At 73.9% G+C, this 24,859-nt stretch carries 20 protein-coding genes; 5 read left to right on the plus strand and 15 right to left on the minus strand.

Annotated features, from left to right (window positions below; genetic code table 11):
* Positions 1–56: 56 nt before the first annotated feature.
* On the minus strand, positions 57–2,153 hold the full coding sequence (locus tag ACZ4EF_RS26345; protein WP_467506575.1) for a glycosyltransferase: 2,097 nt from the start codon (positions 2,151–2,153) through the stop codon (positions 57–59).
* Positions 2,154–2,370: 217 nt separating this feature from the next.
* Here ACZ4EF_RS26345 and ACZ4EF_RS26350 point away from each other — a divergent pair, with 217 nt between their 5' ends.
* Positions 2,371–3,720, plus strand: coding sequence for a glycosyltransferase (locus ACZ4EF_RS26350; RefSeq protein WP_467506576.1), 1,350 nt, complete (start codon positions 2,371–2,373; stop codon positions 3,718–3,720).
* A 3-nt stretch (positions 3,721–3,723) separates the two neighbouring features.
* Here the strand turns inward: ACZ4EF_RS26350 and ACZ4EF_RS26355 are convergent, their stop codons facing one another.
* Positions 3,724–5,253, minus strand: a complete 1,530-nt coding sequence (locus tag ACZ4EF_RS26355) for an SDR family oxidoreductase (protein ID WP_401720084.1) — start codon at positions 5,251–5,253, stop codon at positions 3,724–3,726.
* A gap of 267 nt (positions 5,254–5,520) precedes the next feature.
* Between ACZ4EF_RS26355 and ACZ4EF_RS26360 the strand changes: the two genes are divergently transcribed.
* Genes ACZ4EF_RS26360 through ACZ4EF_RS26375 form a run of 4 tightly spaced genes read left to right on the plus strand, consistent with a single transcriptional unit; the run spans position 5,521 to position 10,419 of the window.
* Positions 5,521–6,813: a polyprenyl synthetase family protein gene (locus ACZ4EF_RS26360; RefSeq protein WP_355335318.1), complete on the plus strand. Its 1,293-nt coding sequence runs from the start codon at positions 5,521–5,523 to the stop codon at positions 6,811–6,813.
* Positions 6,810–8,348, plus strand: coding sequence for a phytoene desaturase (locus tag ACZ4EF_RS26365; RefSeq protein ID WP_467506577.1), 1,539 nt, complete (start codon positions 6,810–6,812; stop codon positions 8,346–8,348). Before ACZ4EF_RS26360 ends, ACZ4EF_RS26365 begins: the two co-directional genes overlap by 4 nt.
* Positions 8,345–9,415 (plus strand): phytoene/squalene synthase family protein, encoded by a 1,071-nt coding sequence (locus ACZ4EF_RS26370; protein WP_467506578.1) that lies wholly within the window; start codon positions 8,345–8,347, stop codon positions 9,413–9,415. Before ACZ4EF_RS26365 ends, ACZ4EF_RS26370 begins: the two co-directional genes overlap by 4 nt.
* Positions 9,412–10,419 (plus strand): DUF5914 domain-containing protein, encoded by a 1,008-nt coding sequence (locus tag ACZ4EF_RS26375; RefSeq protein WP_401854651.1) that lies wholly within the window; start codon positions 9,412–9,414, stop codon positions 10,417–10,419. Before ACZ4EF_RS26370 ends, ACZ4EF_RS26375 begins: the two co-directional genes overlap by 4 nt.
* Positions 10,420–10,433: 14 nt before the next feature.
* Here the strand turns inward: ACZ4EF_RS26375 and ACZ4EF_RS26380 are convergent, their stop codons facing one another.
* From ACZ4EF_RS26380 to ACZ4EF_RS26440, 13 genes are all read right to left on the minus strand, one after another.
* Positions 10,434–11,981, minus strand: coding sequence for an FAD-dependent oxidoreductase (locus ACZ4EF_RS26380; protein ID WP_467506579.1), 1,548 nt, complete (start codon positions 11,979–11,981; stop codon positions 10,434–10,436).
* Positions 11,978–12,820 carry a class I SAM-dependent methyltransferase gene (locus ACZ4EF_RS26385; RefSeq protein ID WP_391048142.1) on the minus strand — a complete coding sequence of 281 codons (843 nt, stop codon included), beginning with the start codon at positions 12,818–12,820 and terminating at the stop codon, positions 11,978–11,980. Before ACZ4EF_RS26385 ends, ACZ4EF_RS26380 begins: the two co-directional genes overlap by 4 nt.
* A 61-nt stretch (positions 12,821–12,881) precedes the next feature.
* Positions 12,882–14,165, minus strand: a complete 1,284-nt coding sequence (locus ACZ4EF_RS26390; protein WP_467506580.1) for a lycopene cyclase family protein — start codon at positions 14,163–14,165, stop codon at positions 12,882–12,884.
* Positions 14,166–14,766: 601 nt separating this feature from the next.
* A complete protein-coding gene (gene dmpG, locus ACZ4EF_RS26395) occupies positions 14,767–15,789 on the minus strand; it encodes a 4-hydroxy-2-oxovalerate aldolase (protein WP_467506581.1) in 1,023 nt (340 codons plus the stop codon).
* A 1-nt stretch (position 15,790) separates the two neighbouring features.
* Positions 15,791–16,681, minus strand: coding sequence for an acetaldehyde dehydrogenase (acetylating) (locus ACZ4EF_RS26400; RefSeq protein ID WP_467506591.1), 891 nt, complete (start codon positions 16,679–16,681; stop codon positions 15,791–15,793).
* 194 nt (positions 16,682–16,875) lie between these two features.
* Positions 16,876–17,736, minus strand: coding sequence for a 2-keto-4-pentenoate hydratase (locus tag ACZ4EF_RS26405; protein WP_467506582.1), 861 nt, complete (start codon positions 17,734–17,736; stop codon positions 16,876–16,878).
* A 179-nt stretch (positions 17,737–17,915) separates the two neighbouring features.
* The gene (locus tag ACZ4EF_RS26410) at positions 17,916–19,403 is read right to left on the minus strand and encodes an MFS transporter (RefSeq protein ID WP_402713268.1); all 1,488 of its coding nucleotides are present in this window, start codon (positions 19,401–19,403) and stop codon (positions 17,916–17,918) included.
* Positions 19,404–19,613: 210 nt separating this feature from the next.
* A complete protein-coding gene (gene hcaB, locus ACZ4EF_RS26415) occupies positions 19,614–20,426 on the minus strand; it encodes a 3-(cis-5,6-dihydroxycyclohexa-1,3-dien-1-yl)propanoate dehydrogenase (RefSeq protein ID WP_391048151.1) in 813 nt (270 codons plus the stop codon).
* Positions 20,426–21,283, minus strand: a complete 858-nt coding sequence (locus ACZ4EF_RS26420) for an alpha/beta fold hydrolase (protein ID WP_467506583.1) — start codon at positions 21,281–21,283, stop codon at positions 20,426–20,428. Before ACZ4EF_RS26420 ends, hcaB begins: the two co-directional genes overlap by 1 nt.
* Positions 21,280–22,545: an NAD(P)/FAD-dependent oxidoreductase gene (locus ACZ4EF_RS26425; protein ID WP_467506584.1), complete on the minus strand. Its 1,266-nt coding sequence runs from the start codon at positions 22,543–22,545 to the stop codon at positions 21,280–21,282. The genes ACZ4EF_RS26420 and ACZ4EF_RS26425 overlap by 4 nt, the downstream gene beginning before the upstream one ends.
* Positions 22,542–22,856 carry a bifunctional 3-phenylpropionate/cinnamic acid dioxygenase ferredoxin subunit gene (locus ACZ4EF_RS26430; RefSeq protein WP_355335349.1) on the minus strand — a complete coding sequence of 105 codons (315 nt, stop codon included), beginning with the start codon at positions 22,854–22,856 and terminating at the stop codon, positions 22,542–22,544. The genes ACZ4EF_RS26425 and ACZ4EF_RS26430 overlap by 4 nt, the downstream gene beginning before the upstream one ends.
* A gap of 49 nt (positions 22,857–22,905) precedes the next feature.
* Positions 22,906–23,469 (minus strand): aromatic-ring-hydroxylating dioxygenase subunit beta, encoded by a 564-nt coding sequence (locus tag ACZ4EF_RS26435; protein ID WP_391048156.1) that lies wholly within the window; start codon positions 23,467–23,469, stop codon positions 22,906–22,908.
* Between the two features lie 15 nt (positions 23,470–23,484).
* Positions 23,485–24,843: an aromatic ring-hydroxylating oxygenase subunit alpha gene (locus ACZ4EF_RS26440; protein WP_467506585.1), complete on the minus strand. Its 1,359-nt coding sequence runs from the start codon at positions 24,841–24,843 to the stop codon at positions 23,485–23,487.
* Positions 24,844–24,859: the final 16 nt, after the last annotated feature.

Consider the following 24,859-nt stretch of genomic DNA (forward strand, 5'->3'; position numbering starts at 1 on the left):
CCGGTGGGCGGCTCGCCTCCAACCCGGCGGTACGACCTCGCGTCGCGGCTCGGGCGTCAGCCGGGGGTTCCGGGCGGGGCGGTGGCCAGGTATTCCTCGACCAAAGCGGCAGCCGTAGAGGTGAGGGTGTACCCGGAGGTGACCGTGGCGCGGCCCCGCGCGGCGAGGGCGCGGGCGGCGGAGGGCGGCATGTCCAGCATCCGTTCGAGGCCGAGGCCCAGGGCGGGTGCGCTGGAGGTGTCCAGCAGTACGCCGTTGTCGCCGTCGCGCAGATAGTGGCGCACTCCCCCGCGTTCGGGGGCGGCGGTCGGCAGTCCCGCGTCCATGGCTTCGAGCACCGCGATCCCGAACTCCTCCTTGGCGCTCGGGCAGACGTACCAGGCCCGCGCCCCCGACGCCGGGTCGGCCAGCGCCCGCTCCAGGCGGCGTACGCGGGTGTTGGACAGGGCCGTGAGCAGGACGAGCCGGTGGGCCGCGCCGGGGTGCCGGGCGAGCAGGCGGCCGATCCTGGCGCGCATCGCGGTCTCGGCGGCCGACGGACGGTCGGCGGCGCCGCCGATCAGCACGAGGGAGGACCGCCGGTACAGGCCCCGCTCCAGCCAGGCCCGTACCAGCATGTCCTGCTGCTTGACGGGGTGCAGCCGTCCCACGGAGAGCAGCAGCGGCTCCCGCAGGGCGTCCGGGCCGAGCGGCGCCCGCCGCGCGCCGCCGCTACCGCCCCCGCCGAGGACCATGCCCAGCAGATCCGCCCGGTCGGACGCCTCGGACGCGGCCGGTACGTACGGCTGGATGCCCTCCGGTGGTGCGGCCGGGCCCGCGCCGTCCCGTGCGGCGGCCAGTTGGGGGAAGTGGCGGACGAGTTCGGAGGCGTCGCCCTGCTGCCCGGGTATGGCGACCACGCGTGCGGCCCGTTCGACCAGCCGGTCGGCGACGAACACCCGGTGCAGGTCGTCGCGCAGGTCGTCGGAGGCGGCCGGGGCCCGGCCGTGGCGTACGGTCATCTGCCGGTGCGGATCGGGCGTCGCGGTGAACACCAGTCGGGCTCCGAGGCGTTCCGCGGCCTGGGCCATGGCGAGCGAGCCGTCGTCGGCGTAGCGCGCGTGCAGGACGTCCAGCCGTGCGCCGAGGCCGCCGAGCAGCCGTACGGCCCACCAGGCCAGCGCCTCGCGGTGGGCGCCCATCTCGTGCTGGCCGAGGGGATGTTCCGCGTCCACGGGGAGCCGCAGCACCCAGTGCCCGGCGCCGCGGGCGTGCAACAGGCTGTCGTCGCGCGCCAGTTCGCTGCGGCTGGCGGTGACCACCGTCACGACGGCGGCGACCGCGCCGGTGTCGGCCAGCGCGTCCCCGAGGCCGCTGAGCAGCACGCTCAGGCCGCCGCTCAGCCCCTCCCCCGGGGTGTCGAGGCCGCCCAGCAGCATCGGCTGGGCGACGAGCAGACCCGGCCTGCGCGCCGCCGCGGGCAGCAGCGGGTCCTGGCCGGGGAGCAGCATCAGCCGCTCGTACGGGTCTTCCGCCTCGGCGGAGACCGGCAGCAGGGACGCGCCGCCCGGCACACCGGCGAGGTAGCGCCAGGCCGCGTGGCGGGTCGCGCGGTCACCGGCCGCCGCGAGTTCGGCCGCCTCCTCCGGCTCCAGCGGCCGCAGGCCCCGGGCCGTGGCGACGTCCAGCAGGGCCGCCGTCGCGGCCCCGGCCGGGCGGTGGCGCAGCGCCTCGCGCAGCGCGTCGCGCGCGCTGTCCGCGCCGTGCACCCGCAGCGCGTCCGGCCACGCCTCGGCCGCGGCGGCCCGCAGCCGGTCCGAGCCACCGGCGTGGCCGGTCAGCGTCTCGGGGCTGTGGGCCAGGCCCATCCGGCAGGCGCGGCGGAGTCGCGCCAGTGACAGGTCCTCCGCCTCCCAGGCGATGCCCTCGGGGAACGGCCAGCCGTACTCCGCCTGGGTGAGGTTCAGCAGCGCCCCGGCGCCCGCGCCCGCGGCGGCGGGCCGGATCCGGCCGGTCCAGAAGGTCGATCGGAGGTCGACGAAGACGTCGTCGTCCGGCGCGGGCCCCGTGCGAGCGCCCGGACCGGCGAAGACGTTCCCGGTGACCGTCCGGTCGCCGGCCGCTCCCGTCGCGGAGCCCGCCGCGGGGGCGGTCGGCAGTGCGATGTCTTCCATGGCGGCCTCTCCCGTGCGAATGGGGCTGCGGATCGTGCACAGTCATCGCTTCCGTACGGCCGGGCGGATTGGATGCACTTCGGATGCCGGTTCTGCCTCACAGCGCGCACGCCCCTGACCTGGCAGGATCTGCCGTCGCAGCCGCGCCGCACGCCGTCGTGGAGTTCCGCGGGGGCCGCGTCGCCGTACGCGGACACCGCTCGACCGAAGGAGTCCCATGGCCCGGATCGTGGTGGTCAGCCCGCCCTTCCAGTCGCACGCCCGGCCGCTGTCGGTCCTGGCGGGAGCCTTGCGGCGGGCGGGCGACGAGGTGCACTTCGCGTGCGCGCCCGCCTTCGAGGAGCTGGCGCGGGAGGCGGACATCGGTTTCGTGCCGCTCACGGTGACGCGGAACGCCAATACGGGGATCGCGGAGACGACCGAGCAGGACGCGGCGGAGGCGGCGCGTCTCACCGAGTTCCTGGACGCCACCAGGGCGGGCGCGGTGCCCGCGCTGCTCGCCCAGGCCCGGCACCGAGGCGCCGACATGCTCGCCGACCCGGAGCGGATCCTGGCGGACCTGCGGATTCTGCACGACCGGCTGCGGCCGGACTGGTACCTGGTGGACCAGCTCAATTACCCGGTGACGCTCGCCCTGCACTGCCTCGGTGTGTCGTACGCCTCCTACTGTCCCGGACATCCCGGCTACCTGCCAGCGGGCCCGGACGCCTTCTTCGGCGAACCCTGCGCCTGGCCCGCCGGGATCCGGCCGCGCCCCGCCGAGCGGGCGGCGCTGCGCACCGCGGTACGGGCGAACGACGCGGCCTTCACCTCGCTGTTCGCGGACTTCGCCGCACTCCACGCCCCGCACCGGCCGCCGCCCGGCCGGGCGTTCGCGCTGACCTCACCGCACGCCGTCGTCTACTGCTACCCGCCGCTTCCCGGCCTGCCCGTACCGCCCGAGGGGCGCGAAGCCCTCTACGCCGGTCACTGCACCGCGCAGGACGCGCCGGTTCTCGACCCGTACTGGCGTGGTGCGGCCGACCGGCTGCGGGCGGCGGCGGGGAAGGTCGTCCTGGTCGCCTTCGGCACCTTCCTGTCGGCCAGGGACGACGTGCTGCGGACCGTGGCGCGCGGCGTGCTGGAGCGCTGTCCGGACGCGGCGGTCGTCCTGGCGGCCGGGGACCGTACGGCGGCGCTCGCGGATCTGGCGGGCCCGAGGGTGTGCGTCGCGGCCTCCGTGCCGCAGCGCGCGCTGCTGGCGGAGGTGGACGCGATGGTGCACCACGGCGGCAACAACTCCTTCACCGAGTGCGTCGCCGCGGGCGTCCCGGCGCTCGTCCTGCCGTTCTCCAGCGACCAGTTCGCCGTCGCCCACGACGCCGAGCGGGCCGGGGCGGCCGTCGTCCTGGACCCGGCCGCGGCGACCGGGCGGGAGATCGGGGACGCCGTGGCCTCACTGCTCACCGCGCCGCCGCCCGGACTCGGGCGGCTGTCCGCCCGGGTCCGCGAGCGGGGCCCTGACTGGGCGGCCGTCCGGCTGCGGGCCGTGATGGCCGCCCGCCAGGAGCGGCCGGTCGCACCGTAGCGGTCAGTGGGTGGTGACCGGCCGCGGGCTCGGGGCGGACCTGCCCTGTTCCGCCGCCTTGGCGATGTTGCGTGCCATGCCGCCGAAGACGAACGCGTGGAAGGGCGAGATGCTCCACCAGTACGCGTGGCCGAGCAGCCCGCGCGGGTGGAACAGCGCCCGCTGCCAGTACAGGGTGCGGCCCTGGTCGTCCCGGTCGGCGTGCAGCTCCAGCCAGGCCAGGCCCGGCAGTCGCATCTCGGCGCGCAGCCGGAGCATCGTGCCGCGGTCGATCTCCTCGACCCGCCAGAAGTCCAGTGAGTCCCCGTTCCGCAGATGAACGGCGTCACGGCGTCCGCGGCGCAGCCCGACACCGCCCGCGAGGCGGTCGAGCCAGCCGCGCACCGCCCAGGCCAGGCCGAAGGAGTACCAGCCGTTCGTGCCGCCGATGCCCTCGATCACGCGCCACAGCGCCTCGGGTGAGGCGTCGACCACCTGCTCGCGGCGGTCGGTGTAGAGGCTGCCGCCGGACCAGTCGGGGTCGGTGGGCAGCGGGTCGCTGGGCGCGCCGGGCAGCGAGGCGGAGGACCAGCGGGTCGTGACCTGTGCGTCCTGGACCCGCCGCAGGGCCAGGGCCAGGGCGCGGCGCAGCGGGAAGGGCTGCCCCTCGCCGTCCGGCACGTAGCGGGCGATGTCGTGCTCGGAGCAGACCACCTCGTGCCGCAGGGACTCCGCGAGCGGGCGGGCGATCGACCGGGGCACCGGGGTGACCAGTCCGATCCAGTGGCTGGACAGCCGTGGGGTGAGGACGGGGACCGGGACGATCAGGCGTTTGGGCAGACCGGCGATCGCCGCGTAGCCCTGCATCATCTCCCGGTAGGTGACGACGTCCGGGCCGCCGATGTCGAAGGGGCGGCTGACCTCCGGCGGCATGGCGGCGCTCCCGACGAGGTAGCGGAGCACGTCGCGGACGGCGATGGGCTGGATACGGGTACGGACCCAGCTCGGGGTGACCATCACCGGCAGCCGTTCCGTGAGGTAGCGCAGCATCTCGAACGACGCGGAGCCCGATCCGATGATCACCGCGGCGCGCAGCGCGGTGGTGGGCACCCCCGAGTCCAGCAGGATGCGGCCGACCTCGGCGCGCGAGCGCAGGTGCGGCGAGAGTTCGGCCTCCGGTACTCCGCCGGGGGTCAGGCCGCCGAGGTAGACGATGCGTCCCACCCCTGCGGCGCGGGCCTGCTCGCCGAAGACCCGGGCCGCCTCCCGGTCGGTCTTCTCGAAGCCGGAGCCGGTGCCCAGCGCGTGCACGAGGTAGTACGCCACGTCCACGTCGCGCATCGCCGCCGCCACCGAGTCGGGATCGGTGACATCGCCCTGGACCACCTCGGTGTCGTGCACCCATGGGTGGTCGCGAAGCTTTCCGGGTGAACGGGCCAGGCACCGGACCCGGTACCCAGCGGCCAGCAGTTCGGGCACCAGGCGTCCGCCGATGTAGCCCGAGGCCCCGGTGACCAGGCACAGCGGCCCGGGTTCGGTGGCATCGCTGATCATGAGCAGCTCCGTTCCGCGCGTTGTGTTCCCCCCACCGTCCCCCTTCACGGTCTCTTCCGCGCGGCCCGGTCGGCCGGATGCGGGCCGGACCACCCGCATGCGGAGATTCGTCGACAGTGACCCGATGTGGCGGCGTGATCACGATGGGTCACTCGTGGTGAGGTGTTTTCGCCCCTCCCGGCAGCAGTGGACGTCCGCTGCATCCGCGGGGGCGTCCCGGACGGAATGACCGAAGACGAAGCCGAACGACGCGAGGAGAGGAAGTCGATGAGGCGCATCGCGGCGGACGAGCACCCCTCCCCCGGTGAGCAGGCGGCCCGGGGCGCCCCGTACGACGCTTCCGCACGCGTCCTTGTCCCCCGCCCGCCGGACCCCGCGGCCGTGGACGCGGACGTCGCGGACCACGTCGGGCGGGTGCTGGCCCATGAGCTCGGCGAGCGGGTGGCGGCAGCGGCGGCGATCGACGCGGTCTTCGCGCGGGACCTCGCCGAGCGGGTCGCCGGGTTCACCCTGGGCGGCGGCAAGCGCACCCGGTCGCAGTTCCTGTGGTGGGGGCTGCGGGCCGCGGGCGGCGGCGGGTCCGCCGAACAGGTGCACGCGGCGCTGCGGATCGCCGCCGCGGTGGAGCTCGTCCAGACCTGCGCGCTGGTGCACGACGACGTGATGGACGGCTCCGCGCTGCGGCGCGGACAGCCCGCGGTCCATCTCGACCTCGACGCGCAGTACCCCTGCGCGCGCCGCTCCGGCCCCGCCGAGCCCTTCGGCCGGGCGGCAGCCGTCCTGGTCGGCGACCTCGCGCTGGCCTGGGCCGACGACACCGTCGCGGCCACCGCGCTGCCCGGCGACACCTCCCGCAGGGTGCGCGTGCTGTGGCAGGCCATGCGCACCGAGATGGTGGCCGGGCAGTACCTGGATCTGCACGGGCAGACCACCGGTGCGCGGTCGGCCGCGCGGGCGCTGCGCACGGCCCGGCTGAAGAGCGCGCTGTACTCCGTCGAGCGCCCGCTGGCGCTCGGGGCCGCTCTGGCCCGCGCGGACGAGGAGACCACCCGGGCGCTGTGCGCGGCGGGCCGACAGGCGGGCATCGCCTTCCAGTTGCGCGACGACCTGCACGGGGTGTTCGGCGACTCCGCGTACACGGGCAAGCCGACGGGCGAGGACATCCGCGACGGGAAGCCCAACTACCTGATCGCGGTGGCCCGCGACCACGCCGAGGCCGCGGACGACCGGCGGGCCCTCGCCCTGCTGGACACGGCCGTCGGCGACCCGCGGTTGTCCGACGGCGATCTGGACCGGGTACGGGACCTGCTCGTCTCGACCGGCGCGCGGGCCGCCGTCGAGCACCGGATCGAGAAACTGGCCGCCGACAGCGCCCGGTTCCTGGCGGGCGCGACGCGCGTCGGACCGGTTGCCAGGGCCCGGCTCCTCGACCTCTTCCAACGCGCCGCGGGCGTATGCCCGGACGGGCGGTCCGTACACCACGCCCCGCACCCGCAGGACCGACCGGCAGCCGCCGGACCGGGCCCGCGGGAAGCCGCTGCCGCAGGAGACCACCGATGAGAACAGTGACGGGACGCACCGACCATGTCGTGGTGGTCGGGGCCGGGCTGTCCGGGCTGTCCGCCGCGCTGCACCTGCTGGGCGCGGGACGCCGGGTGACGGTTGTGGAGCGCGCCGCGCTGCCCGGCGGCCGGGCGGGCAGGATCGAGCGGGGCGGCTACCGGATCGACACGGGTCCGACCGTGCTCACCATGCCCGACCTGGTCGCGGAGGCGTTCGCGGCCGTCGGCGAGACGATGACCGACCGGCTGGACCTGATCGCGCTGCACCCGGCCTACCGGGCCTTGTTCGCCGACGGCAGCCGCCTCGACGTGCACACCGGCGCCGAGGCCATGGAGGCGGAGATCGAACGCTTCGCCGGTCCGGCGGACGCGGCGGGCTACCGGCGGCTGCGCCGCTGGCTGACCGACCTCTACGCGGTCCAGATGCGGCGGTTCATCGACGCCAACTTCGACTCGCCGCTCCAGCTCGTCCACCCGGACCTGGCCCGGCTCGCGGCGCTCGGCGGCTTCGGCCGACTCGACGCCCGCATCGGCGACTTCGTCTCCGACGAGCGGCTGCGCCGGGTCTTCACCTTCCAGGCGCTGTACGCGGGCGTACCGCCGGCCCGCGCGCTCGCCGCCTACGCGGTGATCGCCTACATGGACACCGTGGCGGGCGTCTACTTCCCGCGCGGCGGCATGCACGCGCTGCCGCGGGCGATGGCGGACGCGGCGGCCGACGCGGGGGCCGACTTCCGGTACGGGCAGGACGTCACCCGGCTGGAGCGGTCCGGCGACCGGATCACCGCCGTCGTCACGGACCAGGACAGGATCGCCTGCGACGCGGTGGTGCTCACCCCCGATCTGCCGGTCGCCTACCGGCTGCTCGGCCGGACCCCGCGCCGGGCGGTCCCGCTGCGGCACTCGCCCTCCGCGGTGATCCTGCACGCGGGCACCGACCGCACCTGGCCGGAGCTGGCGCACCACACGATCTCCTTCGGCGCCGCGTGGAAGGACACCTTCCACGAACTGACCCGCGCCGGGACCCTGATGTCCGACCCGTCGCTGCTGATCACCCGGCCGACGGCGACCGACCCGCGACTGGCCCCGCCCGGCAAGCATCTGCACTACGTCCTGGCGCCGTGCCCCAACACCGCCATCGGGCCGGACGCGCGCGCCTGGGGAGAGCTCTCGCCGCGCTACCGCGACAGCCTCCTCGCCGAGCTGGAGCGGCGCGGCCTGACCGGGATCGGCGCCGCCATCGAGGAGGAGTCCCTGGTGACGCCCGCGGACTGGACGGCGGACGGGCACGCGGCCGGTACGCCGTTCTCCGCGGCCCACACCTTCGCGCAGACCGGCCCGTTCCGTCCCCGGAACCTCGTGCGAGGCACCGAGAACGCGGTGCTGGCCGGCTGCGGCACCACGCCGGGCGTCGGCGTGCCGACCGTGCTCATCTCCGGCAAGCTCGCCGCGGCCCGCGTCACCGGGCCGCGCCCGCGGCAGCCGTCCCCGCCCGCCCGGACCCGGCTCGCGACGGAAGGCACCCCGGCGTGACCGCGCGCGAGCTGGACGCGGCCGGGATCGACGCGCCCGCGCTGCGCGCCGCGTACGCGCGCTGCCGACAGCTCAACGCCCGGCACGGCAAGACGTACTTCCTCGCCACCCGGCTGCTCCCGGTCGAGCGGCGACCGGCCGTGCACGCGCTGTACGGCTTCGCCCGCTGGGCCGACGACATCGTCGACAGCCTCGACCGGACGCGGACCCTCCAGGAGCGGTCCGCCGCACTGGACGCGCTCCAGGAGGAGCTGGCGGCCGGACTGCGGCACGGGAACAGCAAGGAGCCGGTGGTGCGGGCACTCGCGCACACGGCCGCCGTGTACGACATCGACCACCGGCACTTCACCGACTTCATGGCGGCGATGCGCAGCGACCTCGAAGTGCGCGACTATCCGACGTACGCCGACCTGCGCGGCTACATGCACGGGTCGGCTGCGGTGATCGGCCTCCAGATGCTGCCGGTGCTGGGCACGGTCGTCCCCCGCGCGGAGGCCGCCCCGCACGCCGCGGCACTCGGTGTCGCCTTCCAGCTCAGCAACTTCCTGCGGGACGTCGGCGAAGACCTGGACCGGGGCCGGGTCTATCTGCCCGCGGACCTGCTCGCCGCGCACGGCGTGGACCGCGGCCTGCTGCTGTGGAGCCGGACGACCGGCGCCCGCGACGCACGGATCACCGAGGCGCTGCGGGCCGCCGCAGAACTGACCCGGGGCGTCTACCGGGAGGCGGCGCCCGGCCTGCCGATGCTCGACCCGGTGGCCAGGCCGTGCATCCGTACCGCTCTCGTGCTCTACGGCGGGATCCTGGACGCGATCGAGGACGACGGGTACGCGGTCCTGCACCGCCGTGCGGTGGTACCGCGCGAGCGGCGCGCGGCGGTGGCGCTCGACGGGCTGGTCCGGCTGGGCGCGGCGCGGCTGCGCGCCCGGGGCGGCGCGACGGCACCGGAGCCGAAGGACCGAGGGCAGGCTTCACGGACGCAGGGGCGGCCACGTCAACCACCGCGTGAACGGCCGTCGTCGGTGGGCCCGTCGTGGTCCCGCTGGGAGAAGGAGAACATGTCGTGACCGACCACCGGCCCGGCCGCTTTCCGCTGCGGCTGCGCCGCGACCCGGCCGACTGGGCGCAGCAGCGGCCGACCTGGCGCGACGCGGCGCCGCGGCTGATCGGCGACGCCCTGAAGCGGGCCCTGGCGCGGCCGTCCGGCAACTGGTTCGTCGTCGGCGGCTCCCGCGCCGTCAAGGACGGCCGCCCGTACGGCAGGACCGTCGGCGGCACCGAGGTGGTGCTGTGGCGGGACGCGGCGGGCACACTGCGCGGCGGCCCCGGCGCCTGCCCGCACCTGGGCGCGCCGCTCAAGGACAGCTCGGTGCGCTGCGGGACGCTGATCTGCCACTGGCACGGCCTGTCCCTCAAGGGCGCGCCGTTCGCGGGCTGGGAGCCGTACCCCGTGCACGACGACGGGCTGCTGGTCTGGGTGCGGCTGGACGGGGTGGGCGGCGAGGAGCCGACGGCCGCCCCGCTGGTGCCGGTCCGGCCGGAGCCCGCGGGCGCCCTGGCCGCGGTCTATACGGGTTTCGGGGTGTGCGAACCGGAGGACGTGGTCGCCAACCGGCTCGACCCGTGGCACGGCGGATGGCTGCACCCGTACTCGTTCGTGGACCTCACGGTGGTCGGCACACCCACTGGCGATGCCGACGCGGCGCACGACGCCTTCGCGGTGGACGTGTCCTTCAAGGTCGCCGGACGGGCGGTGGTGCCGGTGCGCGCGGTGTTCACGGCGCCGGAACCCAGGACCGTGGTCATGCACATCACCGAGGGCGAGGGGCGGGGTTCCGTGGTCGAGACGCACGCCACGCCGCTCGGCCCCGACCGGTCGGGGCGTCCGCGGACCGCGGTGGTGGAGGCGGTGGTCGCCGCGTCGGACCGCCGCGGGTTCGCGGTCGCGCGGGCCGTTGCCCCGGTGCTGCGCCCGCTGATGCGCGGGGCCGCCGGGCGGCTGTGGCGCGACGACCTGGCGTACGCGGAGCGGCGGTGGGCGCTGCGCGCCGCCGGCCGCTTCCCGGGCTGACGGCGCGCGGCCCGTCACGTGTCCCCGAGGGCTGCCAGCGCCCGCAGTACGGCCGAGCGGCCCCGCTCCGGGACCGTCCAGAGCGTCTGGCCGCGCACGCCCCACCGCTCCAACAGGGCGTTGGCGGCCAGGAAGCCGGTGGTCGCCGCGCGTTCCATGAGGGCGACCGGGAGGTCGGTGCGGACCGCGTCGCCCGCCACCGTGACGGTCGGGTGCGGGGTGCGGACGGTAGGCCGGTCGTGGAAGCCGCCCACCGGGAACAACGGGCAGTCCGCGCGCCATTCGTGCCGCTGGTCGACGATCGTGGCGTGCGCCGTCTCCGGGTACACCCGGTGCATCTGCCGCACCAGCCGGTCCTGGGCGGCGGGCAGGTCGTCGGAAGCGTAGGCGTACGCGTGCAGTTCGACCACCGAGCCGCCGGTCCTGGCCGCCCAGCGCGCCGCCTCGCCCTCCCAGCGCTCCAGCACGCTGATGTTGTCGAGCGGGCCGAAGCCGCTGGTGCCGAGGAAGCCCGGCCGGTCGGCGGCGACCGGGCGGTCCAGCCAGAGCCGGGAGACGAGGAACGGCGGCGCGGTGCGCAGCCGTTCGGTCCGCTCCCGCCACGGCGCGTCGCACAGGCCGGGCGAGGCGGCGGCCAGGCGGCGAAGGCCGCCGCTGTCCAGGGCGAGGACGAGGGCGTCGAAGCGGCGCGTCCTGCCGTCGGCGGTGACCGTCGGGCCGTCGGGCCCCGACGACCCGGCCGCGCTCACTTCGGTGCCGGTGCGCACGTCCGCGCCGTGGCCTTCCAGGTAGCGGCCGAGCGGCTCCCACAGCGCCTGGGGGTACGGCTCGTCGGGGACGTCGAAGAGCAGGCCCTCGCTGGAGCCGAGGAAGTAGATGTGGAACATCAGGACCAACTCCGCGGCCGAGAGTTCACGCGGGTCGGCGAAGAAGCTGCGGGAGAACACCTCGAAGGCGAGGTGCTGCGCGGCGTCGGGGAAGCGGATACGGGCCAGGAAGTCGGCGGCGCTGACCGTGTCGAGGCGTGCGTAGACCTGCGGCACGCGCACGTCCAGCAGGGGCAGGGCGGCGGCCGGGTTCATCCGGAGCAGGTCCCGCCAGCCGAAGGCGGGGCTGAGGGCGACGAAGCCGAGGGCGCTCCACGGCGGGGTGCGCGGGACGCGCGCGAAGCTGTCGTACAGGCCGCCGCTGTGCCGCAGCGGGTAGTCGGGCAGCGCGGTGAGCATGCCGAGGGAAGGGTCGGCGCGGCGGAGCAGGCCGCGCAGGTTGTAGTACTGGCGGAAGAAGGCGTGGAAGCCGCGGCTCATGGTGACCGCTGAGCCGTCGGCCAAGTCGGTGGACCAGCCGGCCAAGCGTCCGCCGAGGCCGCGCTCGCGCTCGTACAAGGTGACCCGGGCGCCGCGCTCCGCCAGGCCGGTGGCGGCGGCGAGCCCGGCGATGCCGCCTCCGACGACGGCGACCTCGGGGGCGTCGGCGCCGAAGCGGGGGCGGCCGGGCAGCGCGGGAATCGTCCGGGCGCGCCGGTCGCGGCCACGGCGGGGCGCGGCGGGGCGGCCGGTCACCGCGGGTCCCCGTGCTGGTTGCGGAGCTGACGCTGCGGCTGCGGCTGCGGCTGCGGCTGCGGCTGCGGCTGGGCCAGACTTCGGGGCGGGTGGGGTGGTCCCTGTTCCGGCTCGGCGCGCGGCGGGTCCTGGGGTACGCGGCCGAGCACGGTGTGGGTGATGCCGGTCTGCCAGCCGGGCAGCGGCAGGACACGGACGGAGCCGAATCCGGCGCGGCGCACCCGGTCGCCGAGGGCGGCGGCCGTGTCGAACGCGACGACGCTGGTGTAGAGGTGGCGGTAGAGACCGGCGTCGCCGGTGAGCCGTCCTGCGGGCAGCACGACGCCCTTGCACACCCCCGCCCAGACCGCCCGGTGCGCGGCGCTCCCGCCGAGCGCGTACTCGTGCACGGCCAGTCGGCCGCCGGGGCGGAGCCGGTCGCGGACGGCGGTGAGGACGCGGTCAGGGTCGGCGACATTGCGCACGAGATACGCGGCGAACGCGGCGTCGAACCGCCCGGTGACGAAGCCCCCTTCGGCCAGCTTCTCCACGGGCGCGTGGAGGAAGGAGACGGTGGCGGGCCAGCGTTTGGCGGCCGCCCGCTCCAGCATCCCGGCGGAGGCGTCCACCGCCGTGATCTCGGCGTGCGGAGCGGCGGCGAGCAGCGCGGCGGTCGAGGAGCCGGTGCCGCAGCCGAGGTCGAGCAGACGCAGCCCGGCCCCGCCGTGCGGCAGCCGCAGCCGCCGGGCGGAGCGGCGCAGGTGCGCGTGGTAGCCGGGGTTCATCGCGGTCAGCCGGTCGTAGCGGGCGGAGCCGTGGTCGAACGCCGACGACAACTCGTCGTCTCGCAGCAGGGGCATGGGGCGGACTTCCTGTTGGGGGGGGCGGCATCGGGGCGGGCGGCGTCGGGGCGGCGCGGCATCAAGGGGCCGCTCCGGGGCGGCGGCTCACGGGCGCGACAGGGGGCGGGTCGGGTCTGCGGGCGCCAGATTCGCCGGGCTCGCGCCTGCGCAGGAAGGGCAGTTCGGCCACGGTCCGCAGCATCGGGGCGACCGGGGTGCTCAGGCCGATCAGGAAGTCCTCCCCCGGTCCTGAACCGCCGTCGAGGAAGCGCAGCAGACGCTCGGTCGGCACGCGGCGGAACAGCCCGGTGAAGAAGTCCGCGCCGTCCACCCGCCCGGTGTCCAGGGCCCGCAGCATGACGGCGTCCATCGCCCGGGAGCGGCGCGAGTGCGGGGAGGGCGGTACGGGGGTGCGGCGCCGCCGGCCGCCGACCGTGGGATCGCCGGTCAGGAGGGCGTCGGCGACGGCCCGGGTCTGCCGCTGGACGGCGGCGAAGGTGTAACCGGTCGACGCGCGGGTCGCGCCGCCCGCCGTGCCGATCCGGAACACCGAACGCCCGGCGCGCGGGGTGAACCGCCCGTCGGTCATCGGGATCACGCCCTGCTCCACGCCGGTCACCTCGAACCGGCCGAGCCTCAGCACGTCGTCGGTGTAGTGCCGCAGCGCCGCGTCGTACCGCGCCGTGTCCAGGACCCCGGCGGAGAATTCCGTGTACTCCACGAGCGCCTGCCGTGGCCCGAGCGGCAGCACGTAGCCGAAGGACAGCCCGTGCGCGGGACGCGGTGTGCGGAAGTCCATCAGGTCGGCGACAGCGGGGGCGAAGGCGTCGTCCGCGGTCCGGACGAACCAGCCCCTGAAGTGCTGGAGCAGCGTCGTGCGGGCCGCGGGGAGCCGTGGGAGCGGGCGGGAGTCGAAGACCCAGCGGGCGTTCAGCTCCAGAGGCCGACCTGCCGTGTCGTGCCCGGAGACCCGCGCGCCGGCGGCCGTGTCCTGGACGGACTCGACCGTCGCCTCGATCCGGCGGCAGCCGTCCGGTCCCGACAGGCGCTCGCCCACCAGCCGTTCGAAGGCGCCGGACCGCAGCATCTTGTAGCGGAACGGCGCGGGATCCGCCACGGTGGCCGAGCCGTCGGGTCCCCGGACCCGCAACCGGTCCCAGGAGGCGGCCAGGACCGCGTCGTACGGGCCGCCGGGCGGCTCCCAGAAGCACCAGGTGCGCTCGGGCGGTCGCAGCGGACCGGACGGCGCGTCGACCAGCACCACGGCGGGCCGGTGCCGGGCGGCCGAGGGCGCGCACAGCCGGTGGGCCAGCGAGAGCCCGGCGGCGCCCGCACCCACGATCACGACGTCCGCGTCCCGCACTCGTGCTCCTCCCGGCGCGACGAACACCTGGCCGTCCGGGCCCGGCTGCCGCGTTGCAGATCTTTCCGCAGCGAAGGCCCGGTTGGATGCACGCGGGGCGCGCGGCGAGCGGCGATCACGCGAATGGGGACGTCTACGAGGAGCGATCCCCGGTACCGGCCGCCCTGGGAATCGCGCAAGACAGCTGTGGGGGGCGGGTGTTGGGCGCGGCTGTTGGCGGCGGGCCTCACACGAGCCGCGCGATGGAGTCCGCGAGCGACGCCGCCCGGTCGGCCGCTTCATCGGCCGGGACGGCTACGGGTTCGCGGCCGAAGCGCCGACAGCTCTCTTCGTGGATCTCCCCGAAGACCGGCGACTCCCGGCAGGCGATCCGCCGCGCACGTCCTGGGGGTCGCGCGCACGATGCCCGTCGCCTCCCGTCGTTGACGTCCGCGCCCGCTGTGCGCGCTCTCGGGGGCCGCCGGGGCCCGTCTCCGGCGTAGGTCCGCACCGCGCGCACGCCACCCGGACAGCGGTGCCCCGCGCGGTGGGCAGCCGCCGCGACGATCCGGCTTCCCCCACCGCGCAGGGCAGCTGCGGGCCCGCGCCGGTCGCGGCCGTCTCAGACGGACGGGCTCTGGGCCGCCACGAGGTCGAGCGCGATGTCCACGATCATGTCCTCCTGGCCGCCGACCAGGCGTCGGCTGCCGCACTCCATGAGGATGGTCCGGACGTCCACGTCGTAGCGGGCGGCGGCGGCCTCGGCGTGCCGGAGGAACGAGGAGTACACACCGGCGTATCCGAGGGTCAGGGTCTCCCGGTCCACGCGCACCGGGCGGTCCTGCAAGGGCCTGACGATGTCGTCGGCGGCGTCCTGGAGCCGGAACAGGTCGCAGCGGTGCTGGTATCCGGAGATGTTGGCGACGGCGATGAAGGCTTCGAGCGGGCAGTTGCCCGCTCCCGCGCCGTGGCCCGCAAGCGAGGCGTCCACGCGCCGGACGCCGTTCTCCACCGCGACGACGGAATTGGCGACCGACAGCGACAGATTCTCGTGTGCGTGGATGCCGATCTCGGTGGCGTCGTCGAGCACGTCCCGGTAGGCCCGTACGCGAGCGGCGACGTCGGCCATCGTGAGCCGCCCGCCGGAGTCGGTGACGTAGACGCACTGCGCACCGTAGGACTCCATCAACTTGGCCTGCCGCGCGAGCTGTTCGGGCGGGGCCAGGTGCGAGAGCATCAGGAAGCCCGAGACGTCCATGCCGAGTTCGCGCGCAGCGGCGATGTGCTGCGCGGAGATGTCCGCCTCGGTGCAGTGCGTCGCGATGCGCACGGACCGCACGCCGAGTTCGTACGCCCGCTTCAGCTCGTGGATCGTTCCGACGCCCGGGAGCAGCAAGGTGGTCAGGCGGGCGTGCCGCAGGACGTCCGCGGCTGCCTCGATCCACTCCCAGTCGGTGTGGGATCCGGGACCGTAGTTCACCGATCCCCCGGCGAGTCCGTCGCCGTGCGCCACCTCGATCGCGTCGACTCCGGCGGTGTCGAGGGCGGTGACGACGCGTCGCACGTCCTCGGGGGTGATGCGGTGGCGTACGGCGTGCATGCCGTCCCGCAGTGTCACGTCCTGTACGAATATCGCAGCCGACATCTCAGACTCCTGCCTTCGCCGCGGCGATCCGCTCGGCGACCCGCAGGGCCGCCGAGGTCATGATGTCGAGATTCCCGGCGTAGGCCGGGAGATAGTGCGCCGCTCCCTCGACCTCCAGGAAGACCGACACCTGGTGGGTGGGGCTGTCGGCCGCGGCGTCCAGCAGGCTGTGCATGGGCTGCCCGGCCGGAATGCGGTCGATCTGCACCCGCTGCTTCAAGCGGTAGCCGGGCACGTAGGCGGCGACGTCGGCGACCATCCGCTCCACCGACGCGCTGATCCGTTCCCGGTCCTCGGCGTCGGGCGCCCGGACGAGGGCGAAGACGGTGTCGCGCATCATGAGCGGCGGTTCCGCGGGATTCAGGATGATGATCGCCTTGCCGCGCCGCGCCCCGCCGACCCGCTCGATGGCGGCGGCCGTGGTCTCGGTGAACTCGTCGATGTTCGCCCGGGTGCCGGGCCCCGCGGACTTCGAGGAGATCGAGGCGACGATCTCCGCGTACGGCACCGGCACCACCCTGCTGATGGCGGCCACGACCGGGATGGTGGCCTGGCCGCCGCAGGTCACCATGTTCACGTTGGGCGCCGCGAGATGCTCGTCGAGGTTGACCGCCGGGACGACGTACGGCCCGATCGCCGCGGGCGTGAGGTCGATGAGCCGCTTGCCCAGCGGTGCCAGCTTGGCGGAGTTCGCTTCGTGGGCCTTGGCCGACGTGGCGTCGAAGACGATGGCGATGTCCTCGACGCCGGGCAGCCGCAGCAGACCGTCGACGCCTTCGTGGGTGGTCGCGACCCCGAGGCGGGCCGCACGCGCCAGCCCGTCGGAGGCGGGGTCGATGCCGACCATGGCCGCCATCTCCAGGTGCCGAGCGCTGCGCAGCACCTTGATCATGAGGTCGGTGCCGATGTTGCCCGATCCGATGACGGCGACTTTCGTCCTGGCCGCACCCGCCGTACGCGTCGCGCCCGTTGCCGCCGTCGCGTCCGTCGTACGTGTCGCGCCCGCTGTCTCCGTCGCGTCCGCCGTACGCGGCGCGCCCGCTGTCTTCGTCGCGTCCGTCGTACGCGGCGTGCCCGCTGTCTTCGTCATGCCCGCTCTCCCTTGCCGAACCGCACTTGCACCGCGCCGAGCCCGGACAGCCGGGCGACGACGACGTCGCCTTCGACGACGGGACGCATCGGACCGAGCGCGCCGGACAGCACGAGCTGCCCCGCGCGCAGCGGATCGCCGAGTTCCCGCGCGGTCCGGGCGAGCCAGACGACCGCCGCGACGGGATCGCCCAGGCACGCGGCGCCGGTGCCGGTGGAGACCTCGTCGCCGCCGATCGACATCGACATCCGCTGCTCCACCGGGCTGAACGCGTCGAGCGAGAGCCGCCGCGGGCCGATGACGTACGCCCCGGCCGAGGCGTTGTCGGCGACGGTGTCCGCGAAGCTGATGTCCCAGTCGGCGATCCGGCTCCCGCACACTTCGAGGGCCGCCGAACCCCAGGCGATCGCGCCCCGGACCTGAGCGTGGTCGAGCGGGCCTTCGGTCAGGTCGTCGCCGAGCATGAACGCGATCTCGGCCTCGACCCGCGGCTGCGTCACGCGGTCGATCGGGACCGTGTCACCGCCGAGGAACGCCATGTCGTCGAAGAGGACGCCGAAGTCCGGCTGGTCGACGCCGAGTTGCTCCTGGACCGCCGGTGAGGTGAGGCCGATCTTGCGCCCCACGACGCGGGCGCCGGCCCGCAGGCGGTGCGCGGCGACGGCGGCCTGTACGGCGTAGGCGCCCGGCAGGTCGTCCGCGCCGATCAGGTCGCGGACCGGTGCGCAGGGCACGCCGCGCGCCGCGGCGTCGATGAGCCGGGCCGCCGCGGCGGCGACGGCGGCCTCGTCGGCCGCGGCCGGCCGGCAGGGTGCGCCGGCCCCGTGCGGGCGTGTGGATGATCGGGAAGAAACCATGGTGGTGTGCCACCCAACAGAACAGGGGCCACCGGAGATCCGGTGGCGACGGCCGAATGATTGGCAGAGGTTGTCGTCGGTGCCTTTTCGCCGCGCATCCGACGCGGTGGTGACCGGCCGGGCCGGGCGGCAGCGTCGCCCGGCCCGGCCCCTCCTCAGGAAGTCAGGAGGTCAGGAGGTCAGTTGGTCAGTTGGTCGGCCGGTGCGCCGACGGACGGCTGCGCGGACGCGGGCACCCGTCCGCGGCGGGCGGAGTAGCAGATGAAGGCGACCAGGACGTCGCAGCAGCCCGCGACGAGCAGACAGATCCGGAACCGGTCCTCGGCCGGCACCCCGGGGACGGCGGCGACACTCTTCGACTGGAGGATGCTCGAATAGACCGCCGGGCCGAGCGCCCCGGAGATCGTCATGATGATGCCGATCATTCCGATCCCCATTCCGGTGAGTTCCGCGCGGACGCTGCTCTGGATGGAGCTGAACAGTCCGACGCCCACCAGGCCGCTGCCGACGCCGTAGACGCACGCGGCGACCAGGAACGACGCCACGGAGGCGCCCCCGGACATGGCCAGGATCAAGGTCAGCGCGGCGGCGCAGTGACAGGTCGCGCCGACCCCCGCCACCAGCAGCGGCCTGGTACGAGCGCCGAGGACGCCCGCGCCGATACCGGCGAGCGCGCCGAGCAGCGAGTAGGGCAGCAGCAACAGCCCGGTGTCCAGGGCGTCGTACCCGAGGCCGTATCCCGCGGCGGAGGGCGTCTGGACGTAGAACGGGATGAGGAAGGTGACCGACTGGATCGCCATGCCGATCGTGAAGCCCGCCACGACCGTCCGCGCGACGGTCCCGGACCTCAGGAGCGCCAGATGGAACACCGGGGTCTTCGACCGCTTCTCCAGCGTCACCCATACGGCCCCGCCCGCGAGACCGGCAGCGGCGAAGCCGATCGCCTTCGCCGACGAGATGCCGTCGGATCCGGCCGTCTTGATGCCGTAGAGCAGCAGGACGATCCAGGCGACCAGGCCGATGACATTCCCGATGCCGAACGCGGCCGTGGCGTCGCGGGAACTCGACGGGATGACGGCCCAGACGCAGATCCCCACCACGACGTACACGACGGTCGCGCCCAGGAAGAAGTCCTGCATCGAGACCCGGCTCAGCGCCAGCCCCCCGGCGACGAGCCCGACTCCGGCCCCGACGGCCTGTGCGACCTGGCTGACGATCACCGCGGTGTGCACCGAGGAGCCCGCCAGGTGGCGGCGCAGGACGCCGACGCCGAGCTGACCGGCCGCGGAGCCGAGTCCCATGACCGCCGCGCCGATCAGCATCGCGGGGAAGGTGTGCGAGATGCCCGGCACGAGCATGCCGGTCGCGAGGAGCGCGGCGCCCAGTGTCGCGGCTCCGCGGTCGCCGAGCACGTCCGCCAGCCGCGGCAGCAGGATCGTGCTGACGCCGCCGCCTATCAGCAGCAAGGTGAGCACCCACGCGACGTCGCCGACCGTCAGGTGGAACTCGCGCTGCACCACGGGAAGCAGCGGGGTCAGCATGAAGGTCACCGCGGACGAGGTGAAGCCGAGCAGCGCGGCCACGGCGATCAGGGGATTCCTCCCGCGGGTACGGACGGGTCTCTCGACGCGCGGTCTTTCCTGGTGGTGTGTTTCGCTGTGCGTCATCGCACTGCCTCTCCTCATGTCATGAACGCCCCTGGGGCCATCCCCGCCGCGGTGTCGGCACCTGCGAGCGGAGGGCGGGCCGCTCGGCGAGCGACCGGTGACCGGAGTATGTGATTCGGCCAGGTGAGCGGCCAGCAATACGTTCTGCCTGGGGGAACGCGGCCGAAACACGTCACCGCCGGGAGCGGTGGGACGGCGCGCGGGACAGCGTTACGGCGCGGGGTCGGGGCGGCGCGGGGTGCCCACGGCGCTCACGTCGAGGACCGCGCCGGTCACGGTCGCGGACTCCTCGCGCGAGGCGAGCAGGACGTACGGGGCGACGTAGTCCTCGGCGCTGGGGGCCAGGTCGAGGGCGGAGTACCGACGGAGCCGGTCGCCGGTCGGCAGCATGTCGCTGATGGAGGTGTCGCCCAGCGCCATGGCGCGCGGCCCGCGCAGATCGGTCGCCATCCCGCCCGGCGCGACGGCGTTCACCCGCACGCGCGGCGCGAGTTCGTACGCCAACTGCGCGACCAGTCCGACTCCGGCGTGTTTGGACGCGGTGTAGAGCACGCCGCCGCCGCGTGGGTACAGGGCGGCGTTGGACAGGGTGAAGATCATCGATCCCCGCCGCTCGGCGAGCGCCTGGGCCGCCGCCCGGGCGCCGAGCAGGTAGCCCTTGACGTTCACGCCGAACAATTCCTCGTAGCCGCTCTCCAGTTCGGCCATCGACATGTCGAGCGCCGCCCGGCCGAAGTCCCACAGGCCCGCGTTGCCGACGAACGTGTCGAGTCCTCCGAAGGCCGACACGGCCGCCTCGACGGCGGCGGTGTTGTCCTCTCCCGAGGTGACGTCACCGCGTACGCCGCGTACGCGGTCGCCGTGCGCCTCCCGCAGGTTGTCCAGTTTCTCCGGCGACCGTTCGAGCACCGTGGCCGTCGCGCCCTCGGCGACGAAGCGGTCGACGACGGCCCGGCCGAGTCCCGAGCCGCCGCCGGTCACCAGCACCGACAGCCCGGCGAGACGCCCCTGTCCGGCGGCCATCAGTGGTGTTCCAGGAAGTGCTTGACCGTGGCGTTGAACTCGGTGGCGTGTTCGAGCTGCGCCCAGTGACCGCAGCGGCCGAACATCAGCAGCCGGGAGTCCGGGATGACCGCGTGCGCGCGCAGGCTGGTCTCGTAGTGCACCGTACGGTCGTCCCGGCCGTGGATGATCAGCGTCGGCACGTCGGACCGCGCCATCTTCTCCCCCGCCTGCGCGAAGCCGGTCGCGCCGACGCCCGCGCGCATCACCTCCAGCCAGTTGCGCAGGTGCTCCGGCCTGCTCACGGCGGTGCGCGAGCGTTCCTCGGCCAACTCGCGGGTGGCGTGGGCCGGATCGAAGCACATCACCTCGACCAGCTTCTGGAAGTTCTCCGGTGAGGGGTCCTCGTAGGTGTCGAAGATGATCCGGATGCCTTCGGACATGCCGTTCGGCGCCATCACGTTGACGCCCCAGATGCCCGAGCCCATGGTCACCAGGTGCGAGACCCGCTCGGGGTGCTCGGTGGCCATGACCATCCCGATCGCGCCGCCCATGGAGTTCCCGACGAAGGCGGCGCGGTCGATGCCCATGGCGTCCATCAACTGCGTGACGGCCGCGCCCTGGTCGCGTCCGGTCGCCACGCTCTGCGGGTTGGAGTCGCCCCAGCCCGGCATCGTGACGGCGACGCACCGGAAGTCGGCGGCGAGCGCGCGGACGTTGGCCTCGAAGTTCGACCAGCCGGTGGCGCCGGGCCCGGTGCCGTGGATCAGGAACACGGGATCGCCGTCACCGGCTTCGTTGATCTGGATCTGGTAGTCGGCGGTGTCGACCAGCCGGTAGGTGGAGTCGTGGGTGATCTCTGAGGTGACGGTCGTCATTGCGCGCTCTTTCTCACGAGGTGCTGTTTGAGTGTTCCGCGCAGGTCGAGGCCGGGGTCGGACAGCAGTCGGCTGTCGACCGGCACGTTTCCCGCGATGAGCCGCTTCACCACGCCGACCTCGCGGGCGGCGCCCATGCCCGCTGCCGCCGCGATCCGGCCGTGGCGCAGCCAGAAGGCGAGGAACCGGTCGGGTACCGCGCCCTCCCGGAGGACGAAGTCGTCGCTGCGCCGGGGCCGTCCGATGATCTGCAACGTGGTGTCGTACTGGTCCGACCACGCGTAGGGCGGCGCGGTGTACCGCACCGGGCTGCCGGCGATCGTGCTGCCCACCGCCGCACCGTGCCGCTGCGCCGCCTCCCAGTGCTCGAGCCGGCCGCGGGCGGTCAGGTGCGGGTGCGGCTGGCTCGCGACATCGCCGGTCGCGTAGATCCACGCCCGGCTGGTCTGGCCGAACTCGTTGACGGGGATGCCCCAGTCGTCGACGTCGATACGCGCCGTACGGGCCAGCTCCGTCCGCGGGCGTACGCCGATCCCGACGACGACCGTGGCGGCCGGTACGCGGCGGCCGTCCGACAGACGCACCGCCTCCACGCCCGCCGGGGAGCCGAGGAATTCCGTGACCGTGACGCCGGTCAGCAGCCGCACCCCGTGGTCGCGGTGCAGCCGCGTCATCAGGTGCGCCACGGCCGGTCCGAGCACGGAGGCCAGCGGATACGGCTGCGCTTCGACCACGGTCACCTCGATGCCGCGCCGACGGGCGACGGCGGCGAGTTCGAGGCCGATGAAGCCCGCGCCGATGATGACCAGCGGGCCGCCGCGGGCCAGCCGCGCGTGGAGCCGTACCGCGTCGGCGGCGTCCCGGAGCGACAGGACGTTGTCGGCGTCGGCGCCGGGCGTGGTGAGGCGGCGCGCCGCGACACCGGTCGCCAGCACCAGCCGCCCGCAGCCGAGGACGTCGCCGCCGCTCAGCCGTACGGTGAGCGCGGCCGGATCGATGCCGACGACGCGTTCGCCAAGCCGCAGCGCGATGTCGAGGTCCTGGTAGACCGACGGGGGCTGGATGGGCACGAGACCGGCCGACTCCCCGTCGAGCAGTCCTTTCGACAACGGCGGCCGTTCGTAGGGGAGGTTGGGGTCCGCGTCGACCAGCGTGACTCTGCCCCGGTAGCCGTGGCCGCGCAGGGCCACGGCCGCGCAGACTCCGGCGGCGCTGGCCCCGACGATGACGCAGCTCTGACCGGGGACGGCCGACGTGCTCAACTCCGCTCCGGTATCTCGACCATGACGTCGTCGCCGTCCAGCTTCACCTGGTAGGTGCACAGCGGGAGGGACGCGGGCGGGGACAGCACGGAACCGGTCCTGAGGTCGAACTTCGCGAAGTGCCAGGCGCATTCGACCTGGTCGCCGTCCACGTACCCGTCGGCAAGCGAGGACTGGCCGTGCGTACAGGTGTCGTTCAGGGCGAAGAATTCGCCGTCCGCCCTGAACACGGCGACGGGCGGCACCGTCGGCATCTGGAGTGCGTCACCGTCGTCGAGTTCGTCGACGGAACAGGCACGGATCCACGGCATTGCTGCACCTTTCGGTAGGCGCGGGACGGCGCGCGGGCGCGGGTCGGGGTCAGAAGAAGTTGCTGAGGTTGCCGGACTGGAGCACCGTCTGGTCGAGGTAGACGAACCGCTTGGCGATCGCGAGCCCGTTCTCCGTACGCCGCAGCGTGTCCTCGCGGCGGCCGACCCACTGGTCGGTGTCGCTCTTGAGCCGGGTGCGGTAGAGCAGGAAATTGCTCTGCACCACGAGTTCGTCGCCGCTGTCCTCGGTCACCCGGACGTTGGTGATGAGGTGCCGGGTACGGGACGGCGGGTCCTCGGCCCACGAGGTCCCGGTGGCGAACTTCTTGGCCCGCGTCCGGAGGAACTGCTTGTCCTCGTCGAAGTAGGCCATCTCGCCGGGCTTGGTGAACTCCAGGTGCAACTGCCGCCTGGTCATGGTCCGCCGCAGCGGCATGAAGTAGTGGGTGTCCTCGGTGAAGAGGCCGACCCACTCCTCGTACTGGTGGGCGTCGAGCAGCGCCGACTCGTAGGAGTAGAACTGCTCCACCTCGTGCTGCCGCAGCAGCGTGTCGAGGTCGACGGCGTGCGCGGCGGGTACGGCACGCGCTGCGGGTACGGCGTGGGTCGTCATCGCGGGCTCCTGGGCCTAGTAGCGGTCGTGGGGAACCGTGCTCTTGCGCAGCCCCTCCCACGTGGGGTTGCGGAGCCACTCGCGCCAGGAGTGGTAGGTCCACAACTGGGCGTGCTCGTTGATGGGCGCGTCGATGACGGCGAGGCCGTCGTCCTTGACGACCTCGGACGTGCCGAGACCCATCTTCAGAAGCTGGGGGATCTCGCGGCTCTTGGTGCCCTTGGTCTGGAGGGTGGACTGCGCCCAGTTCTCGCCGTCCTCCTGTTCGAGCATTCCTGCGGGCCCGAAGAAGTGGATCTGCGCGTGCAGCGCGGCGGCCTGCTCCTGCGGCGAGGCGTTCTTGTCGCGGAAGGAGTACCACCAGATCTCGGTGACGTCGGGGCTGCGCGGCACCCGCAGACTGAGCTGCGCGTTCGCCGTGACCCAGGCGGTCGGGAAGATGTGCGGGTGGCCGCCCACCCGGCTTCCGTGCCGTCCGAGCTTGGCCTGGGTCCGCGGTGTGTAGCGCCACTCGAACAGCTCCCGGCCCCCGGCTGTCACCTCCAGCGACTCCTGGTCGGGACCCGAGATCGCGTGCCCGTACTCGCCCACCATCACGACGTTGTGCAAGTCGCTGGGCAGGAAGGGGACTTCGAGGTCGGCGCCGGATTCGGTCCTGGCCCCGCCGTCGACGAACTCGTCCGGCGGGGCCGGGATGAGACCGACGGCGAAGGCCGACATGTGCGTGATCTGCGGGTGGTAGTAGTCGAAGACGTTGTCGACGGTGAACTTCCAGTTGGTCCTGACGGTGAACTTCTGGACGCCGGGAACGGCCTCCATGTCGCCGCGCTCGGCGAGCAGGTCCAGTCCGAGCCGGCCCGTCGCGCCGAGGTACTCCTCCAGGGGCGGCGCGTCCGCGTCCATGGTGGCGAACACGAAGCCGCGGTAGGAGTCGAGTTGGGCCACCTTGCGCAGCGGGTGCTTGGACAGGTCCAGCTTGTCCTTGTAGAAGAGGGACTTGCCGGGCACGCCGATGAGTTCGCCGTCCAGTCCGAAGGTCCACCCGTGGTACGTGCACATGAAATTGCGGACGTTTCCCTCCTCCGCCCGGCACACCGCGTTGCCGCGGTGCGAACAGGTGTTGAGGAAGGCGCGGATCGAGCCGTCCCGCTGCCGGACCACGAGGACGTTGTCCGATCCCATCGGGGCCTCGAAGAAGTCGCCGCGCTTGGGGATCTGCGTCTCGTGGCACAGGAAGAGCCAGGCCCGGCCGAATATCCGTGTCATCTCCAGATCGAAGATCTCCTGGTCGCTGAAGATGCGCCGGTCGATCTCGCCTCTTTCGAGCGAGACCAGGTCATCGAGCTGGTCCACCGCGCGTGGGGAGTCGTTCATGGTGTTCTCCTTGGCG

It is taken from the genome of Streptomyces sp. NPDC025721, assembly GCF_055558595.1.

Coding starts and splice junctions, on each gene's coding strand:
- ACZ4EF_RS26345 (WP_467506575.1), bottom strand. CDS start 2,153: ATGGAAGACATCGCACTGCCGACCGCCCCCGCGGCGGGCTCCGCGACG.
- ACZ4EF_RS26350 (WP_467506576.1), top strand. CDS start 2,371: ATGGCCCGGATCGTGGTGGTCAGCCCGCCCTTCCAGTCGCACGCCCGG.
- ACZ4EF_RS26355 (WP_401720084.1), bottom strand. CDS start 5,253: ATGATCAGCGATGCCACCGAACCCGGGCCGCTGTGCCTGGTCACCGGG.
- ACZ4EF_RS26360 (WP_355335318.1), top strand. CDS start 5,521: ATGAGGCGCATCGCGGCGGACGAGCACCCCTCCCCCGGTGAGCAGGCG.
- ACZ4EF_RS26365 (WP_467506577.1), top strand. CDS start 6,810: ATGAGAACAGTGACGGGACGCACCGACCATGTCGTGGTGGTCGGGGCC.
- ACZ4EF_RS26385 (WP_391048142.1), bottom strand. CDS start 12,820: ATGCCCCTGCTGCGAGACGACGAGTTGTCGTCGGCGTTCGACCACGGC.
- dmpG (WP_467506581.1), bottom strand. CDS start 15,789: ATGTCGGCTGCGATATTCGTACAGGACGTGACACTGCGGGACGGCATG.
- ACZ4EF_RS26400 (WP_467506591.1), bottom strand. CDS start 16,681: ATGATCAAGGTGCTGCGCAGCGCTCGGCACCTGGAGATGGCGGCCATG.
- ACZ4EF_RS26405 (WP_467506582.1), bottom strand. CDS start 17,736: ATGGTTTCTTCCCGATCATCCACACGCCCGCACGGGGCCGGCGCACCC.
- ACZ4EF_RS26410 (WP_402713268.1), bottom strand. CDS start 19,403: ATGACGCACAGCGAAACACACCACCAGGAAAGACCGCGCGTCGAGAGA.
- hcaB (WP_391048151.1), bottom strand. CDS start 20,426: ATGGCCGCCGGACAGGGGCGTCTCGCCGGGCTGTCGGTGCTGGTGACC.
- ACZ4EF_RS26420 (WP_467506583.1), bottom strand. CDS start 21,283: ATGACGACCGTCACCTCAGAGATCACCCACGACTCCACCTACCGGCTG.
- ACZ4EF_RS26430 (WP_355335349.1), bottom strand. CDS start 22,856: ATGCCGTGGATCCGTGCCTGTTCCGTCGACGAACTCGACGACGGTGAC.
- ACZ4EF_RS26435 (WP_391048156.1), bottom strand. CDS start 23,469: ATGACGACCCACGCCGTACCCGCAGCGCGTGCCGTACCCGCCGCGCAC.
- ACZ4EF_RS26440 (WP_467506585.1), bottom strand. CDS start 24,843: ATGAACGACTCCCCACGCGCGGTGGACCAGCTCGATGACCTGGTCTCG.